The 14869-nt window shown below is 73.2% G+C and carries 16 protein-coding genes; 12 read left to right on the forward strand and 4 right to left on the reverse strand.

Translation table 11 applies throughout. The annotated features are described in order from the left end of the window. The first annotated feature begins 27 nt into the window (after positions 1-27). From ACZ6I1_RS00175 to ACZ6I1_RS00195, 5 genes are all read left to right on the forward strand, one after another. Complete coding sequence (locus ACZ6I1_RS00175) at positions 28-1005, forward strand: NADPH:quinone oxidoreductase family protein (protein WP_469281432.1); 978 nt, start codon at positions 28-30, stop codon at positions 1003-1005. Beyond that, positions 1002-2210 (forward strand): acyl-CoA dehydrogenase family protein, encoded by a 1209-nt coding sequence (locus tag ACZ6I1_RS00180; RefSeq protein WP_469281433.1) that lies wholly within the window; start codon positions 1002-1004, stop codon positions 2208-2210. Before ACZ6I1_RS00175 ends, ACZ6I1_RS00180 begins: the two co-directional genes overlap by 4 nt. After that, on the forward strand, positions 2207-3340 hold the full coding sequence (locus ACZ6I1_RS00185; RefSeq protein ID WP_469281435.1) for an acyl-CoA dehydrogenase family protein: 1134 nt from the start codon (positions 2207-2209) through the stop codon (positions 3338-3340). The genes ACZ6I1_RS00180 and ACZ6I1_RS00185 overlap by 4 nt, the downstream gene beginning before the upstream one ends. Before the next feature lie 380 nt (positions 3341-3720). After that, positions 3721-4086: a tyrosinase family oxidase copper chaperone gene (locus ACZ6I1_RS00190; protein ID WP_469281437.1), complete on the forward strand. Its 366-nt coding sequence runs from the start codon at positions 3721-3723 to the stop codon at positions 4084-4086. Positions 4087-4103: 17 nt separating this feature from the next. Continuing rightward, the gene (locus tag ACZ6I1_RS00195; RefSeq protein WP_469281439.1) at positions 4104-4967 is read left to right on the forward strand and encodes a tyrosinase family protein; all 864 of its coding nucleotides are present in this window, start codon (positions 4104-4106) and stop codon (positions 4965-4967) included. Between the two features lie 58 nt (positions 4968-5025). Here the strand turns inward: ACZ6I1_RS00195 and ACZ6I1_RS00200 are convergent, their stop codons facing one another. Continuing rightward, complete coding sequence (locus ACZ6I1_RS00200) at positions 5026-5310, reverse strand: chaplin (protein WP_469281441.1); 285 nt, start codon at positions 5308-5310, stop codon at positions 5026-5028. Positions 5311-5506: 196 nt separating this feature from the next. Here ACZ6I1_RS00200 and ACZ6I1_RS00205 point away from each other — a divergent pair, with 196 nt between their 5' ends. Further along, positions 5507-6982 (forward strand): carboxylesterase/lipase family protein, encoded by a 1476-nt coding sequence (locus tag ACZ6I1_RS00205; protein ID WP_469281443.1) that lies wholly within the window; start codon positions 5507-5509, stop codon positions 6980-6982. Here the strand turns inward: ACZ6I1_RS00205 and ACZ6I1_RS00210 are convergent. Continuing rightward, on the reverse strand, positions 6960-8189 hold the full coding sequence (locus ACZ6I1_RS00210; RefSeq protein ID WP_469281445.1) for an alpha/beta hydrolase: 1230 nt from the start codon (positions 8187-8189) through the stop codon (positions 6960-6962). The two genes, ACZ6I1_RS00205 and ACZ6I1_RS00210, sit on opposite strands and share 23 nt — an antisense overlap. A 233-nt stretch (positions 8190-8422) precedes the next feature. Between ACZ6I1_RS00210 and ACZ6I1_RS00215 the strand changes: the two genes are divergently transcribed. Next, positions 8423-9451: a TolB family protein gene (locus ACZ6I1_RS00215; protein ID WP_469281447.1), complete on the forward strand. Its 1029-nt coding sequence runs from the start codon at positions 8423-8425 to the stop codon at positions 9449-9451. A gap of 51 nt (positions 9452-9502) precedes the next feature. Here the strand turns inward: ACZ6I1_RS00215 and ACZ6I1_RS00220 are convergent, their stop codons facing one another. Further along, a complete protein-coding gene (locus ACZ6I1_RS00220; RefSeq protein ID WP_469281449.1) occupies positions 9503-10189 on the reverse strand; it encodes a GNAT family N-acetyltransferase in 687 nt (228 codons plus the stop codon). Between the two features lie 140 nt (positions 10190-10329). Here ACZ6I1_RS00220 and ACZ6I1_RS00225 point away from each other — a divergent pair, with 140 nt between their 5' ends. From ACZ6I1_RS00225 to ACZ6I1_RS00235, 3 genes are all read left to right on the forward strand, one after another. Beyond that, positions 10330-11130 carry an alpha/beta fold hydrolase gene (locus ACZ6I1_RS00225; RefSeq protein WP_469281450.1) on the forward strand — a complete coding sequence of 267 codons (801 nt, stop codon included), beginning with the start codon at positions 10330-10332 and terminating at the stop codon, positions 11128-11130. 77 nt (positions 11131-11207) lie between these two features. Further along, positions 11208-12434, forward strand: coding sequence for an MFS transporter (locus ACZ6I1_RS00230; protein ID WP_469281452.1), 1227 nt, complete (start codon positions 11208-11210; stop codon positions 12432-12434). Between the two features lie 51 nt (positions 12435-12485). Next, a complete protein-coding gene (locus ACZ6I1_RS00235; protein ID WP_469281454.1) occupies positions 12486-13157 on the forward strand; it encodes a (2Fe-2S)-binding protein in 672 nt (223 codons plus the stop codon). 63 nt (positions 13158-13220) lie between these two features. Here ACZ6I1_RS00235 and ACZ6I1_RS00240 read toward each other — a convergent pair whose 3' ends face one another. Continuing rightward, entirely contained in the window at positions 13221-13838 is a 618-nt protein-coding gene (locus tag ACZ6I1_RS00240; protein WP_469281456.1) for a TetR/AcrR family transcriptional regulator, read from the reverse strand. A 94-nt stretch (positions 13839-13932) separates the two neighbouring features. On the opposite strand from ACZ6I1_RS00240, the gene ACZ6I1_RS00245 reads away from it, so the two are divergent. Both ACZ6I1_RS00245 and ACZ6I1_RS00250 read left to right on the forward strand, forming a co-directional pair. Further along, positions 13933-14346, forward strand: coding sequence for a nuclear transport factor 2 family protein (locus tag ACZ6I1_RS00245; protein WP_469281457.1), 414 nt, complete (start codon positions 13933-13935; stop codon positions 14344-14346). Positions 14347-14351: 5 nt separating this feature from the next. Continuing rightward, positions 14352-14852 carry an anthrone oxygenase family protein gene (locus ACZ6I1_RS00250; protein WP_469281458.1) on the forward strand — a complete coding sequence of 167 codons (501 nt, stop codon included), beginning with the start codon at positions 14352-14354 and terminating at the stop codon, positions 14850-14852. Positions 14853-14869 lie beyond the last annotated feature (17 nt).

Genomic DNA, 14869 nt, shown 5'->3' on the forward strand with positions numbered 1-14869 from the left:
TTCCTCGACGGCGGCTGGAGGCCCCGGATGCAGGCATGGCGAGTACACACCCTGGGAGAGCCCCGCGAGGCCATGCGCCTCGAGGAGATTCCCGAACCGGTCCCCGGCGAGGGCGAGGTGAAGCTGAAGGTGCTCACGGCGAACCTCAACTTCCCCGACGCGCTCCTCGTCCGCGGCCAGTACCAGAGCCGCCCGCCGCTGCCCTTCACCCCGGGCGTCGAGATCTGCGGCCTCACCGATGACGGCCGCCGCGTCATCGCCACCCCGAGCCTGCCCCACGGCGGCTTCGCCGAATACGTGCTCGCACCCGAACGGGCCGTGCTCCCGGCCCCCGAGAGCCTCAATGACGCCGAGGCCGCGGCCCTGCACATCGGCTACCAGACCGGCTGGTTCGGCCTGCACCGCCGGGCCCGCCTCCAGGCCGGCGAGACCCTCCTCGTCCACGCCGCGTCCGGCGGCGTCGGCAGCGCCGCCGTCCAGCTCGGCAAGGCCGCCGGGGCCACCGTCATCGGGGTCGTCGGCGGCAAGGCCAAGGTGCGCACCGCCGAGGAACTCGGCTGCGACCACGTGATCGACCGCAGGTCCGAGGACGTCGTCGCCCGGGTGAAGGAATTCACCGGCGGCCGCGGGGCCGACGTCATCTACGACCCCGTCGGCGGCGACTCCTACACCGCCTCCGCCAAGTGCGCGGCCTTCGAAGGCCGGATCGTCATCGTCGGCTTCGCCAGCGGCAGCGTCCCCGCGCCCGCCCTCAACCACGCCCTCATCAAGAACTACTCGATCCTCGGCCTGCACTGGGGGCTCTACGCCGCCAAGGACCCCGCCGCGATCACCGCCTGCCACACCGAACTCACCCGCCTCGCCGCCGAAGGCGCCATCAAGCCCCTGATCAGCGAAGTCATCGCGCTCCCCGCCGTCGCCGACGCCGTACAGCGCCTCGCCGACGGCACCACCACCGGCCGGGTGGTCCTCGCCATGCCCCGGGAGCGGGGTGACTCCCGATGACCCCCGCCACCACGCCCGCCGCCACCCCCGAGCAGCTGCTCACCCGCGTACGCGACCTGCTCGCCGCCCACCCGCCCGCCACCACCCCCCGCACGGACTTCCTGCGCGCCCGCTTCGACGCCGGACTGGCCTGGGTCCACTACCCCGAGGGCCTCGGCGGCCTCGGCGCACCCCGCTCCCTCCAAGCCGTCGTCGACGCCGAACTGGAAGCCGCCGGAGCCCCCGACAACGACCCCCGCCGGATCGGCATCGGCCTCGGCATGGCCGCGCCCACGATCCTCGCGTACGGCACCGAAGAGCAGAAGCGGCGCTTCCTGCGCCCCCTGTGGATCGGCGAGGAGGTCTGGTGCCAGCTCTTCAGCGAGCCCGGCGCCGGCTCCGACCTCGCCGCGCTCGGCACCCGCGCCGTCCTCGACGAGGAAGGGGGCGAGTGGGTGGTCGACGGCCAGAAGGTGTGGACCTCCAGCGCCCACACCGCCCGCTGGGCCATCCTGATCGCCCGAACCGACCCGGCGCAGCCCAAGCACCGCGGCATCACCTACTTCCTCTGCGACATGCACGCCCCCGGCGTCGAGGTCCGGCCGCTGCGCCAGATCACCGGCGAGGCCGAGTTCAACGAGGTCTTCCTCACCGGCGTCCGCATCCCCGACGCCCACCGGCTCGGCGCCGTCGGCGACGGCTGGGCGGTGGCCCGCACCACCCTGATGAACGAGCGCGTCTCCATCGGCGGCATGCGCATCCCGCGCGAGGGCGGCATGATCGCACCGGTCGCCGCCGCCTGGCGCGAACGTCCCGAACTGCGCACCCACGCCCTCCACCAGCGGCTCCTGGAGCTGTGGGTGGAGGCCGAGGTCGCCCGCCTCACCGGTGAACGGCTGCGCCAGCAGCTCGCCGTCGGCCAGCCCGGCCCCGAGGGATCAGGGATGAAGCTCACCTTCGCCCGCCTCAACCAGGAGATCAGCGGACTGGAGGTCGAACTCCTCGCCGAGGAGGGCCTGGCCTACGAGGACTGGACCATGCGCCGTCCCGAACTGGTCGACTTCACCGGCCGCGACGCGGGCTACCGCTACCTGCGCGCCAAGGGCAACAGCATCGAGGGCGGCACCAGCGAAGTCCTCCTCAACATCGTCGCCGAACGCGTGCTCGGCCTGCCGTCCGAGCCGCGCGACGACAAGGACCTCGCCTGGAAGGACCTCGCCCGATGACGACCCCGACGCCCGCCGCCCCCGCGGCCACCTCGACGCACCTGCTCTACTCCGAGGCCGAGGAGGAACTGCGCGCCGCCGTACGCTCGCTCCTCGAGGCCCGCTGCGCACCGGCGGACGTCCTCGCCCGGATCGAGACCGGCCGGCCCCACGACCCGGCCCTGTGGCGGCCGCTCGCCACCGGGATCGGCGCTGCCGGGCTCCTCGTACCGGAGAAGCTCGGCGGTCAGGGCGCGGGCCACCGCGAGGTGGCCGTGGTCCTGGAGGAGCTCGGCCGGGCCGTGGCGCCCGCCCCGTACCTGACGAGCGCGGTGCTCGCCACCGAGATCCTGCTCGGCTGCGACACCGAGGAGGCCGTCCCGCTGCTGCGGGAGCTGGCCTCGGGGCGCCAGGTGTGCGTACCGGCCGTGCCGCTGACCCTCGCCCCCGGCGCCCCGCTGCCGGCCGCCGTCCGCGACTCCGGAGGCGGCACCCTGACCGGTACGGTCACCTCCGTCGCGGACGCGGTGGCCGCCGACGTGCTGCTGGTGCTCGCCGACACTGGGCTCTACGCCGTCCCCGCCGCCTCGGCCGGGCTCACCGCGCAGGTCCCCCTCGATCTGACCCGTCCGCTGGCCACCGTCACCCTGGACGCCGCCGCCGGCGCCCGGCTCGCCGACCCCGCCACGGCCCGGGCGGCCGTCGCCGGGGCCCTGCTGTCCGGGGCCGGGCTGCTCGCCTCCGAACAGCTGGGGATCGCCGAATGGTGCCTGACGGAGACCGTCGGATACCTCCGGGTCCGCCACCAGTTCAACCGGCCCGTCGGCTCGTTCCAGGCCCTCAAGCACCGCCTCGCACGCCTCTGGCTCGACGTGGCCTCCGCCCGGGCGGCCGCCAGGGCCGCCGCCGACGCCCTGGCCACCGCGTCCCCCGACGCACCGCTCACGGTCGCCGTCGCCCAGGCCTACTGCTCGGGCGTGGCCGTCCGGGCCGCCGAGGAATGCGTCCAGCTGCACGGAGGCATCGGCATGACCTGGGAGCACCCGGCCCACCTCTACCTCAAGCGGGCCAAGGCCGACTCGCTTGCCCTCGGCACGGCCGGCCACCACCGCGGCCTGGTCGCCGACTTCGCGGAACTCCCGTCCCCCTAGGTCGTGTCGTCAAAGTCCCGTCTGGCTGGCGGGGCCTGGCACGCACGCTCGCCGCGTTGTCGTCGGTCGCCGACGTCCCCCAGCTACCGCTGGGAGGTGCCCCCACCGCGTCGACTCCCTCCTCCGCCTTGCGATCGCACGCACCAGGCCCCGCCAGCCCCGCCCTCCGGGCGGCCGACGCTACTTTGACGACACTCCCTAGGCCCGGTCCGGGCCGACGAGGCGGGAGCCCGGGCCGACGAGGCGGGAGCCCGGGCCGCCGGGGACGGGAGCGCGGGCCGACGGACACCCGGCCCGGAACCGTCGCAGCGGCCCGGGTGACCTCGCCCGCCGCGCGGCGTTAGACCCGTAGCCGCCGGCCACCGAGCGAGGGAGACCCCATGTCCGCAGCACCCGCCGCACTTCTCACCCGCCGGGCCCTGCTCCGTACGGCGTTCACTGCGGCCGTGCTCGCCGGGACGGCGGCGGCGCTGGCTCCCGTACTGCGGGCCCGGCGCCCCCGTCAGACGCTCACCCCGGCCCCCCTCGCGGAGGAGAGGTACCGGGGCCGGCACATCGCCGTGGACCGGGCCGGCATCCGCATCGACGGGCGGCCGCTGCACGTCATGCGCCGGGCCGACGGCAGCTACCTGAGCGAGGTCAACCACTTCCAGTCCTTCGGCACACCACTGGAACTGGCCCGCGCGGCCGTGGACGAACTGGGCACGGCCCAGCTGGCGTCGGCGTCCGCCCCGCACCACGGCTGACGGAAGGAGCCCCCGCGTTGTACATCCGGCAGAACCAGAAGAACCTGACCAGCGCCCAGAAGAAGCGGTTCACGGCGGCCGTACTGGAGCTCAAGCGCAGCGGCGTCTACGACGCGTTCGTGCGCACCCACGGCAAGTACTTCGTGCCCGACCGCGAGCGCAAGCTCCGCGTCGGGCACATGTCCCCGTCCTTCTTCCCCTGGCACCGCTACTACCTGCTCGAGTTCGAGAGGCAGCTGCGGGCCGTCGACCCGGGCGTCTCCATCCCGTACTGGGACTGGACCACCGACACCAGCCCGGTCTCCTCCCTGTGGGCCGAGGACTTCCTCGGCGGCACCGGACGCGGGGCCGACCGGAAGGTCATGACCGGGCCCTTCGCCTACGACAAGGGCAACTGGACGGTGACCGTGGGCGTTTCGGAAGCCCGCTTCCTCACCCGCAACCTCGGCCGGCCGCAGAACCCGATCGCCCTGCCCACCCCCGCCGAACTGCAGTGGGCCCTCGACGACCCGGTCTACGACGTCTCGCCCTGGGACTCCACCGCCACCGCCGGCGGCTTCCGCAACAAGCTGGAGGGCTGGGCCGCCCCCAAGAGCGAGCGCTGGCGCAACCACAACAAGGTCCACCAGTGGATCGGCGGACACATGACCGGCGGCACCGCGCCCAACGACCCGGCCTTCTGGCTGCACCACGCCTTCGTGGACCTGGTCTGGACCCGCTGGCAGCAGAGGCACCCGGGGTCGGGCTATCTGCCCGCGGCACCGCTCGCGCTCGGCGACCTCCAGCGCGGCCGGGTGATCGCCCTCGACGAGCCGATGCCGCCGTGGGACATCACCCCGCGCCAGATGCTCAGCCACCAGGGCCTCTACCGCTACGAATAGCGGGCACACGGGAAGGGCCCCCGCCGTACGGCGGGGGCCCTTCCTGCTGATCAGGCGATCAGTGGCCGTAGCCACCCTCGGTGTGGTGGCCGTTGTCGCCGCCCGACGCGTTGACGCAGGTGTTGCCGAACGCCGGGTTCAGCAGCGCGATGATGTTCACGGTGTTGCCGCAGACGTTGACCGGGACGTGCACCGGAACCTGGACCAGGTTGCCCGACAGGACACCGGGGGAGCCGACCGCCGCACCGTGCGCTCCGGCATCGGCGACGGCCAGACCCGCTCCGGCGGCCACGACGCTACCGGTGACAGCGGTGACGGCGAATGCCTTCGCGATACGCGACATCAAGATCTCCTCTTGAGCAAGGGGGCGCCGCAGGGTGTGCGGCGTTTGACATGGCGTACAACGCGGGGGAGCCCGGGGGGTCACGGTCGCTGGGCCTACTTGGTGATGTCAGGGGCACGGCTTGTCACCCGTGGGGCCGGTGTGCGACCGTGCGCGCACCGCGCGCGCGTGCGCGCGACGGACCCGGGAGGACCAGATGGGCACAGCGGGCGGCGACAGGGGCGGCCGGCCCCGGGCCAGGACCGCGTACGGCGTGGTCGAGGGCCGCACGGGGCCGGGCGGCACCGCCGTCTTCCGCGGCATCCCCTACGCCGCCCCGCCCGTCGGCGCCCTGCGCTTCGCGCCGCCCGCGCCACCGGAGCCCTGGGACGGGGTCCGTGACGCCGGTGCCCACGGTCCCACCGCGCCGAAGGTGCCCTACCCGCCGACGTTCGCCGCCCTGCTCGCCGACCCGGAGATCCCCGGGGAGGACTGCCTCAGCGTCAACGTGTGGACCCCCGACCCGGCGCCCGGGGCCGGGCTGCCCGTCATGGTGTGGATCCACGGCGGGGCGCTCACCCGGGGCTCCTCCGCCGTCCCCGTCTACGACGGCTCCGCCTTCGCCCGCGACGGGGTCGTGCTCGTCTCCCTGAACTACCGCCTCGGCGTCCTCGGCTACGGCCTGTTCCCCGACGCGCCGGCCAACCGGGGCCTGCTGGACCAGATCGCCGCCCTGGAGTGGGTCCGCGACAACATCCGGTCCTTCGGAGGCGACCCCGCCCGCGTCACCGTCTTCGGCGAGTCCGCCGGCGCCATCAGCATCGGCGCCCTGCTCGCCGCGCCCAGGGCGGCCGGGCTCTTCGCGCAGGCCGTCCTGCAGAGCGGCGCCCCCGAGGTGCTGCACCGCGACCGGGTCCGTGCCGTGGTCCGGCGGATGGCCTCGCTGCTGAAGACGCGGGCCACGGCACAGGCCTTCGGTGCCACGGCCCTGCCCACCCTGCTCGCCGCCCAGGCCGCCGTCCTGCGCCGGTCGGGCCCCCTCGCCGGCGGCGCCGCCTTCGGCCTGGTGACCGACCCGGACACGCTGCCCGAAGACCCGCTCGACGCGGCCCGGTCCACGGGCGTACCGCTGCTGCTGGGCTGGACCGCGGAGGAGTACCGGCTCTGGCTGGCCCCGACGGGCACGATGCGGCTGCTCGACCGGCTGGGCCCGCTCGCCGTGGCGCTGGCCCGGTGGCGCAGCGGCAAGGACCTGGCCGCCGTACGGGCGCTGCGCGAGGCCCTGCCCGCGGCGGGCCCCGCCGACCTCGCGGGCCAGTTGCTCACCGACCGGCTGCTGCGCGACCCGCTGCGGAGGCTCGCCGGGGCACGGCGGGAGGCGCCGAGCTTCCTGTACGAGTTCGCGTGGCGCTCCGGCGTCCCCGGGCTCGGCGCCTGCCACGCCCTGGAGCTGGGCTTCGTATTCGACACGCTGGACGTGCCGGAGGCGGCACGGCTGGCCGGGCCGGACGCTCCGCAGGCGCTGGCCGACGAGATGCACGGTGCCTGGGTGCGCTTCGCGGCGACCGGCGATCCGGGCTGGGCGCCCTGGAACGGCTCCGGCCCGCCGAGGGTGTTCGGCGGGCCGGAGGCGAAGGGCGGGACGCAGGACGCGGTGGAGGCGCCGGAGCTTACTCCACGGGTCCTTCCATGACCTTGCTGATGTACTGGATCGGCCCCTCGCCCATGTTCGGGACGTAGGTCTTGGCGTTGTGCTGGCCGCCCTTGATGATCCGCAGCTCGGCGTGCACGGGACCCTTGTTGCCGAAGGTGGCGATGAACTTCTGCACGTCCGGCAGGGTCTTCTTGTTGTTCTCGCTGTCGCCGACCTGGAAGGCGAGGTAGACGTCCGGACCCTTGCGGTCGATGAGCTGCTTCGCCAGCACCTCCGGGTTGTTCTCGGCCTTCTCCTTGTCGTGGCCCTTCCAGAGGGAGGAGTCCGGGACGATGTCCGGGCCGGAGGCGATCACGGCCTTGAACTTGTCCGGGTGCTTCAGCACCGCCTTCAGGCCCGCGAACCCGCCGGTGGAGGAGCCCATGAAGGCCCAGCCGTCACGGGACTTCACGGTCCGGAAGTTCGCCTTCATCAGGTCCGGTACGTCCTCGGTCAGCCACGTGCCCATCTTGGGCTGGCCGGGGATGTCGGAGCCGTCCCAGTAGATGCCCTTGTCGTCCGGGGCCGGGTTGAGCACCGGCATGGCCAGGATGAACGGCTTGCTCTTCCCCTCCGCGTACCACTTGGCGATGCTGGTCTGGAGGCCCAGGTCGGTGCCCATCCAGTAGTTGCTCGGGTAACCGGCGCCGCCCGGCAGGGCGATCATGACGGGGAAGCCGCTCTTGGCGAACTTGGGGTCGTTGTACTCCTTGGGCGCCCAGACCCACACCTTGCCCTTGAAGCCGGACTTCTTGCCGTCCAGCGTGGTGACGGCCACGTGCGTCCCGTCGGGCAGGGTCATCGAATTCTTGAACTCGGCCTGCGGCCCCGTGGGCATCAGCATCTTGGAGTTCGCCGGCTGGGGGGCCGGGTTCTTCTTGCCGTCGCCGCCGGCGGGCGGAGTGCCGAAGGACACGGCCGAGCCCTTGTCGGTGAACGGGGGTATCTCGTAGTAGCTCATCACGCCGGCCGCGATGCCCGCGAGCGCGAGGACGGAGACGCCCGCGATCACCCAGCGCCGGACCTTGGACGGGCGCCGGGGCTCGTACTCGGGCTCCTGCCCGTAGGGCGCGTACGGTTCCTGTCCGTACGGAGGCTGCTGCCCGTACGGCTGCTGTCCGTACTGGTCGCCGTAGGGCTGCTGCGGGTTCTGCCCCTCCGGCCGGTACGGCGGCTGGTACTGCTGCCCTTCGGGTGCGTACGACATCTGCGGTGGCTCTCCGGCTGGTGCTGCCCCGGCGGGGGCGATGGTCTGGCGATGGTCTGGCGGCGCTTGATCCTTCCGTTCGAAGGATGAACGAACGCACGCAAGGGTTCCGCATTTTTCCTTCTTTTGGGATTTTCCGGGGACGGCCGTTGCCCGGTGGGCCTCCGCACGGGCCTGGCTCATGCGCATGCCCGTGGGTAAGGTGCCCCCGCCCCGCGAGAGGAGAGGACCCCTTGACCCTCCAGCGCCGGATCCTGATCCTGGCCACCGCCGTCGTGCTGCTCGCCGCCGTGGCCGTGACGGCCCTCGTACGGGCCTCCTCCCGGGCCGGGGAGAAGGACCGGACCCGGGCCGACGGCCCGCAGATCACCCGGGGCGCCGTCTCCCTGGACCCGGCCGCGGGAGGCCCGCGGATCGTGTTCCGGAACATGGCCTGGGGCCCGCACCGCGACGAGCTCGCCTCCGTCCCGGCCGACGCGCCGGAGGGGAACCGCACCGCCTCGGGGGTCGCCTGCCTGCGCTTCCACGCGGCGGCGGGCACCGGGATCTGCCTCCAGGCCGACAAGGGCGCGGTCCCGGACCGCTACCGGGCCGTCGTCCTCGACGCCCGCCTGGGCGAGGTCTCCGCGCACGCGCTGAGCGGCATCCCCACCCGCGCCCGGGTCTCGCCCGGCGGCCGGCTCGCCGCCTGGACGGTCTTCGTCGGCGGGGACTCGTACGCCGGAACCGACTTCTCCACGCGGACCTCGGTGCTCGACCTGCGCACCGGCAGGCTCGAGGCCTCCCTGGAGGACTTCACGATCTTCAAGGACGGCAGGCAGTACCGCAGCGCCGACGTGAACTTCTGGGGCGTCGCCTTCACCGCCGACGAGCGGACCTTCTACGCCACGCTGGGTACGGCGGGCCGCACCCACCTGGTCCGCGGGGACCTGGCGGCGCGGACCGTGACCACGCTGCGCGAGAACGTCGAATGCCCGTCCCTGTCGCCCGACGGGACCCGGGTGGTGTTCAAGAAGCGGGTGCCGGGCCTGCCGGCCGAGGCGCCGTGGCGGCTGCACGTGCTGGACCTGGCCTCCGGAACGGAGGTCCCGCTCGCGGAGGAGCGGAGCGTGGACGACCAGGTGGTGTGGACGGACGACCGCACGGTCGTCTACGCCCTGCCGGGGGACTTCGGAGCCGACCTGTACTCCGTACCGGCCGACGGGAGCGGGGCCCCCGCCCGGCTCATGGCCTCGGCCCTCGCCCCGGCCTTCCTCGGATGAATCCGGGGGAGGGGGCCGGGGGAGGGCCGCCGCCGCAGGAGCGTTACGGCACTAGGCGGGGACCAGCGTGCGGCGGCGCCGCTTGCGCTGCGCACCGGCGGACAGCCTCAGCTCGATGATCGACCGCACGGCCGGCCACTCCTCGTCGAGGATCGAGTAGAAGGCCGTACTGCGGACCGCCCCGTCGAGCCCCCGCGAATGGGCCCGGCGGACTCCCTCGCAGGTGAAGCCGAGACGTTCCATCGCGGCCCGCGAGCGGCCGTTGCGGGCATCGGCCCGCAGCGAGATCCGCCGTACGCCCCAGGTCTCGAAGGCATGGCGGAGCATGAGCAGCTTCGCCTCGGTGTTGATGCCGGTGCCCTGGGCGCCCGGGGACAGCCAGGTGTTGCCGATCTCGGCGGCATCGGGGATCGCCGTCGCCGGATCGCCGAACGGGACGCCGGGCACGGCGGGCCACACCAGCGGCCCCTGCCAGTAGTCGAGTTCCAGGAACCGGGTCGAACCGACCACCCGGCCGTCGGTGGCTCTGACCACCGCGAACGGGAGGGATCGACCCGCCGCCTGATCGGCGAGGGCACGGTCGATGTACTCGTGGGACGCCTGCACCCCATGGGGTACGGGGGTGAAGGCGTAAGTCGTACGATCCTCGGCACCGGCCACGGCCAGGGCCTCGGTGTGGTGGGGTGCGAGGGGCTCGAGCCGCACGGTGCGGCCGGCGAGGAGTACGGGTACGGGCACGGAGCCTTCGGTCCTTCTAGGCGGTGGGGTGGTTGCACAGTCTGCGTCCCTGACGTCGCCCCCCGTGCAAAACACGGGTGAAAGGCAACGGGCTGTCACGTGAACGCGAGTGGCTCAATGTAGCCCCTTAAAGTCCTCTCATGAACCCCCAATTTGGCAATGGCGCGCACGTCTTTTTCGACGACTTGGGTCCCCGGGACGGAGCGCCCGTAATCCTCATCCACGGACATCCGTTCAACCGCACCATGTGGGCCCCCCAGACGGCCGCCCTGACCGCCGCCGGATACCGGGTCATCGCCCCTGACCTGCGAGGATACGGAGAGAGCCCGGTGCTCCCGGGCAAGACGCTGCTCGCCGACTTCGCCGATGACCTCGCCGGACTCCTGGCCCGCCTGGGAATCGAACGCGTGGTCGTCGGCGGTGTGTCCATGGGCGGGCAGATCGCGATGGAACTGCGACTGCGCCACCCGGGTCTGGTGAGGGCCCTCGTCCTCTCCGACACGACCGCCGTGCCGGAGACCGCGGAGGCCCGCAAGGCCCGCCTGGAGACCGCCGACCGGCTGCTCGCCGAGGGCATGGGGCCCTACGCCGAAGCGGTGATCGACAAGATGCTGGCGCCCTACAACGTGACCGGCATGCCGGAGGTGGCGGCGCACGTGACCGCCATGATGTGCGCCACCGATCCGGAGGGAGCCGCGGCAGCCCTGCGCGGCCGCGCCGAATGCCCCGACTACCGGCCCGTGCTCGCCGCGGCGGCCGAGCCCTGCCTGGTCGTGGTCGGCGTCGACGACGTGTACACCCCGGTGGCGGCGGCCGAGGCCCTGCACGCGCTGCTGCCGGACTCCACGCTCGCCGTCATCGAGCGGGCCGGGCACCTGCCGGGCGTGGAGCAGCCCGAGGCCTTCAACCGGGCGCTGCTGGCGTTCCTCGCCCGCCTGTGACCCGCGGGCGATTGGACCGGCCCGCGGAGCCCCCAATGGCCCAGGGGAGTGGGCCGTTCGGCTGATCCAATGGGGCCGTGACGATACGGTTCCTGCCGCCGCCCGGCGCACCGCGCCGACTGGCCCTCGCCCAGCTGAGCAATTCCGTCGGGGACGGCGCCTACTACGTGTGTTCGGCGCTCTACTTCACCCGGGTGGTCGGTCTGTCGCCCGCACAGGTCGGCCTCGGGCTGACGATCGCCTGGGCCGTCGGCTCCGTCGCCGGGGTACCGCTGGGGGCGCTGGCCGACCGGCGGGGCCCCCGGGGAACCTCGGCGGCGCTGGCGGTGGCCACCGCGGCCTCGGTCTTCGCCTTCCTCTCCCTCCGGTCCTTCTGGGGCTTCCTGACCGCCGTCGTCGTCTACGCCACCGCCCAGTGCGGGCTGGCGGCCGGCCGGCAGGCGCTGCTCGCGGGCCTGGTGCCCCCGGCGCAGCGGACCGGCGTGCTCGCCCACCTCCAGTCCGTGCTCAACGGGGGGCTGGCGCTGGGGGCCGCGCTCGGCGGGCTCGCCCTCGCGGCGGACACCGAGCGGGCCTATCTCGCCGTCTTCCTGCTGGACGGGGCGGGCTTCCTGGTGTGCGCCGCCGTGCTGCTGCGGCTGCCCGCGGTGGCGCCCGTGAGCGGTCGGGCCGCGGGGGAGCCCCGGCTGGCCGTGCTCCGCGACCGGCCGTACGCGCTGGTCACCCTGCTCAACGCGGTCCTGCTGCTGCGGATGCCGCTGCTCAGCCTGGCCGTCCCGCTGTGGATCGTGGAGCGCACCCACGCCCCCGGCTGGCTGGTGTCGGCGCTGTTCGTGCTGAACACCGTCGCCGTGCTGCTCCTCCAGGTCCGCTGGGCCGGGCCGGTCACCGGCCTGGACAGCGCGCGGCGGGCGGTGCGGGTGTCGGGGCTGGTCATGGCCGCCTCGTGCGCGGTGTTCGCGGCCTCCGCACTGCCCGGTACGGCCTGGGCGGCCGCCGCGCTGCTGGTGGTGGGCGCGGTGCTCCAAGTGGACGCCGAGATGCGGCAGTCCGCCGGATCCTGGCAGATCGGCTTCTCGCTGGCCCCCGCGGACCGGATCGGCCAGTACCAGGGCTTCTTCGGCACCGGGGTCCCGGTGGCCAGGACCGCCGGTCCGCTGGTGCTGACGTGGCTGCTCCTGGTGTGGGGGATCCCGGGGTGGCTGCTGCTCGGCGCGCTCCTGCTGGCCGCCTCGTACGCGATGGGCCCGGCGGTCCGCCGCGCCGGGGCGCCCGGTCCGGCCGCCCGCTCCGCGTCGGGCTGAACCCACCCGCCGCCGTCCGCTCCCCGCCCGGCGGCGGATACGGTGGCCGGCGTGGACGACGTACTGAGGCAACTGGGATCCGTGGGGCCCTTCTTCACCGTGGCCTTCGGCAAGGAGCCGCCGCCCGGGCCCGGGTTCCGGCCGCTGACCGTGCTGTACGGGGAGCAACTCGCGCCCTACGTCGCCGAGGTGGGGCGGCGCAACCGCAGCGGGCCGGGCCGGGTGGCCGCTTCGACCGCGCAGTTCGGCATCGCGGCGCGGCTCTGGTCGATCGGGCTGGGCTGCGCGGCGCTGGCCGGGCGGGTGCCGGACCTCGGCGCCGACCGGGTGTGGTGGCGGCTGCCCGGTGCGGGCTCGCTGGAGTTGTGGCTGCCCGAGCCGGAGGAACTGCCGGCCGCGGCGCTCGGCGAGAACGTGCTCGGCCATCTGGAGCTGCTCGACGCCGCCGTCCGTGCGGGGTTCGGGGTCTCGCCCAAAGTCCTGCGGGGCAACACCGCTTCGGGTCTGGTCGGGGCCCTGCGGGTGCTGGTCGACCGGGTTCCCGGTACTGCGGCCGTGGAGCTTGCGTCGGCGCTGCTCGCCGACGGCGGGGCCCTCGCCGGGACGGGCACCTTCGTCCACGAGGAAGGGCTCGGGGTGGCCTTCGTACGGCGCAGCTGCTGCCTCTACTACCGGGTGCCCGGCGGCGGTTTCTGCGGGGACTGCGTGCTGCGCACCCGCTGAAAAGGCAAGGGCTCCCGGGAGCGCGTACGGCACTGCCGGCGATTCCGTGTCCGGCGGGGTTGCTCAGCCTGACCTCAGGAGGGCGAGTGTGGCGGTCCGTAGCCGTGTTGCCGCTTCTTCCACGGACATGCGGTCCGCCCTGACTTCGTCGCCTGCCGCGTGGCCGAGAGCGGTGACCGCGGCCACCAGCCAGGTGGCCGGCGGTCCGGGGTCGAACTCGCCTGACGCCTGGCCCTGCTCGATCAGCCGGGTGAGTCGGGCCGCGACGGGCTCATGCCGGGCCAGGTCGGCGTCGGCGCGCGCGCCGGCGCCGGCGCGGGTGCTTCCGAGCCGGAGGAGCACCGGGTTGCGTTCGAACAGCCGCCAGCCGATGTCCTGCAGTCGCAGGAGCGCGTCCAGGGCGGAACCGCTTTCCTCTTCCGCCTCGTCCATCGCGGCCATGGCCTGGTCCGTGATCCGGTCGGCGACAGCGTCAAGCAGCGCCTCACGGGTGCCGAAGTGGGCGTACACGGTCTGGCGGGTGACGCCGGCCGCGGCGGCGATGGCGGCCATACCGGCGTCGGGCCGCTCGGCCAGCAGTCGGACCGCGGCGCCCAGCACCGCGGCCCTGCTGCGCTCGGCGTCGGCGCGACGGCGGGGCCGAACCCGCGGGGACTCGCCCGGGCTCTCGAAAGCTGTCAATTCTTACACCCTTGTCAGAGATGAATGGCTCGCTATATCTTACGGGCGTGTAAGAGATCGCTGTCGGGGCGTACCCCGCACACAGGGCAGGAGCATGGTGAACCCTCTCCACACGAAGCCTCCCGAGCAGTTCATCACCGACTTCTTCACGAGCTTCACCCACGCCGTGGTCGATGGCCCGGAAGACGCCTGTGACCTGATGGCCAGGTTCTACACCCGTGACGTCGTTCACGTCGCCGATGGCGTACCACTCGACTGGGAGCGCCTCGTCGCTCACCTCCGCCCGGTGCGCAAGAACCTGCGCGAGTTCCGGTTCGAGGTGCACGAGGCGTTCGCGGAGGGAGACCGGATCGCGACCCGCTTCACGATTCACGCCCGGATGCGCAAGGGCGGACCGGTTTCCACACGCGTCCACATGTTCGCGGAGTTCACGCCCGGCGGCCTGTTGCGACGAGCTGAGCAGCTCACGCGAGCCGTCGCCCCCACCGAAACCGAGCGGGGAGAGTGATCCGCATGCGCGTCCGGCTCGTCCAGGGCCTCTCCCTGCTGTCCACAGGTGCACTTGCCGGTGCGTTCGGCTACGGAGCGGCCAACCTCGTCCCCACCTTCAACGCCGTACCACTCGACATGAGGCTGGCCTTCCACACCCAGCTGATGCAGATGAACGGCATCACCATGCAAGGCGCCATGGGCATGTCGGCGCTCAGCGCCCTCGCGCTTGCCGTGATGACGCGTGGTGCCTCACGGCGTCTGGCCGCAGGGGCGGGGCTCCTTGCCCTGGCGTCCTTCCTGATCACCCGTCTCGGCAACGTCCCCATCAACGGCCGCATCAAGCAGTGGGCGGCCACCTCGGCACCCGCCGATCACGCCGAGATCCTGGCTCGCTGGGAGGCGTTCAACTACGCACGCACAGGCGCCGCATTCGCAGCCTTCGCCCTGCTGATCGTTCTCTGCCTGCGCGGTGTTGGTCTCCCCAGACACAACGTCGGTCCTCACGACCCCAACGGGTCATGAGGACCGACGTCACGTGC

It is taken from the genome of Streptomyces sp. NPDC046303 (assembly GCF_055588085.1).

Coding starts and splice junctions, on each gene's coding strand:
- ACZ6I1_RS00185 (WP_469281435.1), top strand. CDS start 2,207: ATGACGACCCCGACGCCCGCCGCCCCCGCGGCCACCTCGACGCACCTG.
- ACZ6I1_RS00245 (WP_469281457.1), top strand. CDS start 13,933: ATGGTGAACCCTCTCCACACGAAGCCTCCCGAGCAGTTCATCACCGAC.
- ACZ6I1_RS00190 (WP_469281437.1), top strand. CDS start 3,721: ATGTCCGCAGCACCCGCCGCACTTCTCACCCGCCGGGCCCTGCTCCGT.
- ACZ6I1_RS00205 (WP_469281443.1), top strand. CDS start 5,507: ATGGGCACAGCGGGCGGCGACAGGGGCGGCCGGCCCCGGGCCAGGACC.
- ACZ6I1_RS00175 (WP_469281432.1), top strand. CDS start 28: ATGCAGGCATGGCGAGTACACACCCTGGGAGAGCCCCGCGAGGCCATG.
- ACZ6I1_RS00250 (WP_469281458.1), top strand. CDS start 14,352: ATGCGCGTCCGGCTCGTCCAGGGCCTCTCCCTGCTGTCCACAGGTGCA.
- ACZ6I1_RS00210 (WP_469281445.1), bottom strand. CDS start 8,189: ATGTCGTACGCACCCGAAGGGCAGCAGTACCAGCCGCCGTACCGGCCG.
- ACZ6I1_RS00200 (WP_469281441.1), bottom strand. CDS start 5,310: ATGTCGCGTATCGCGAAGGCATTCGCCGTCACCGCTGTCACCGGTAGC.
- ACZ6I1_RS00225 (WP_469281450.1), top strand. CDS start 10,330: ATGAACCCCCAATTTGGCAATGGCGCGCACGTCTTTTTCGACGACTTG.
- ACZ6I1_RS00180 (WP_469281433.1), top strand. CDS start 1,002: ATGACCCCCGCCACCACGCCCGCCGCCACCCCCGAGCAGCTGCTCACC.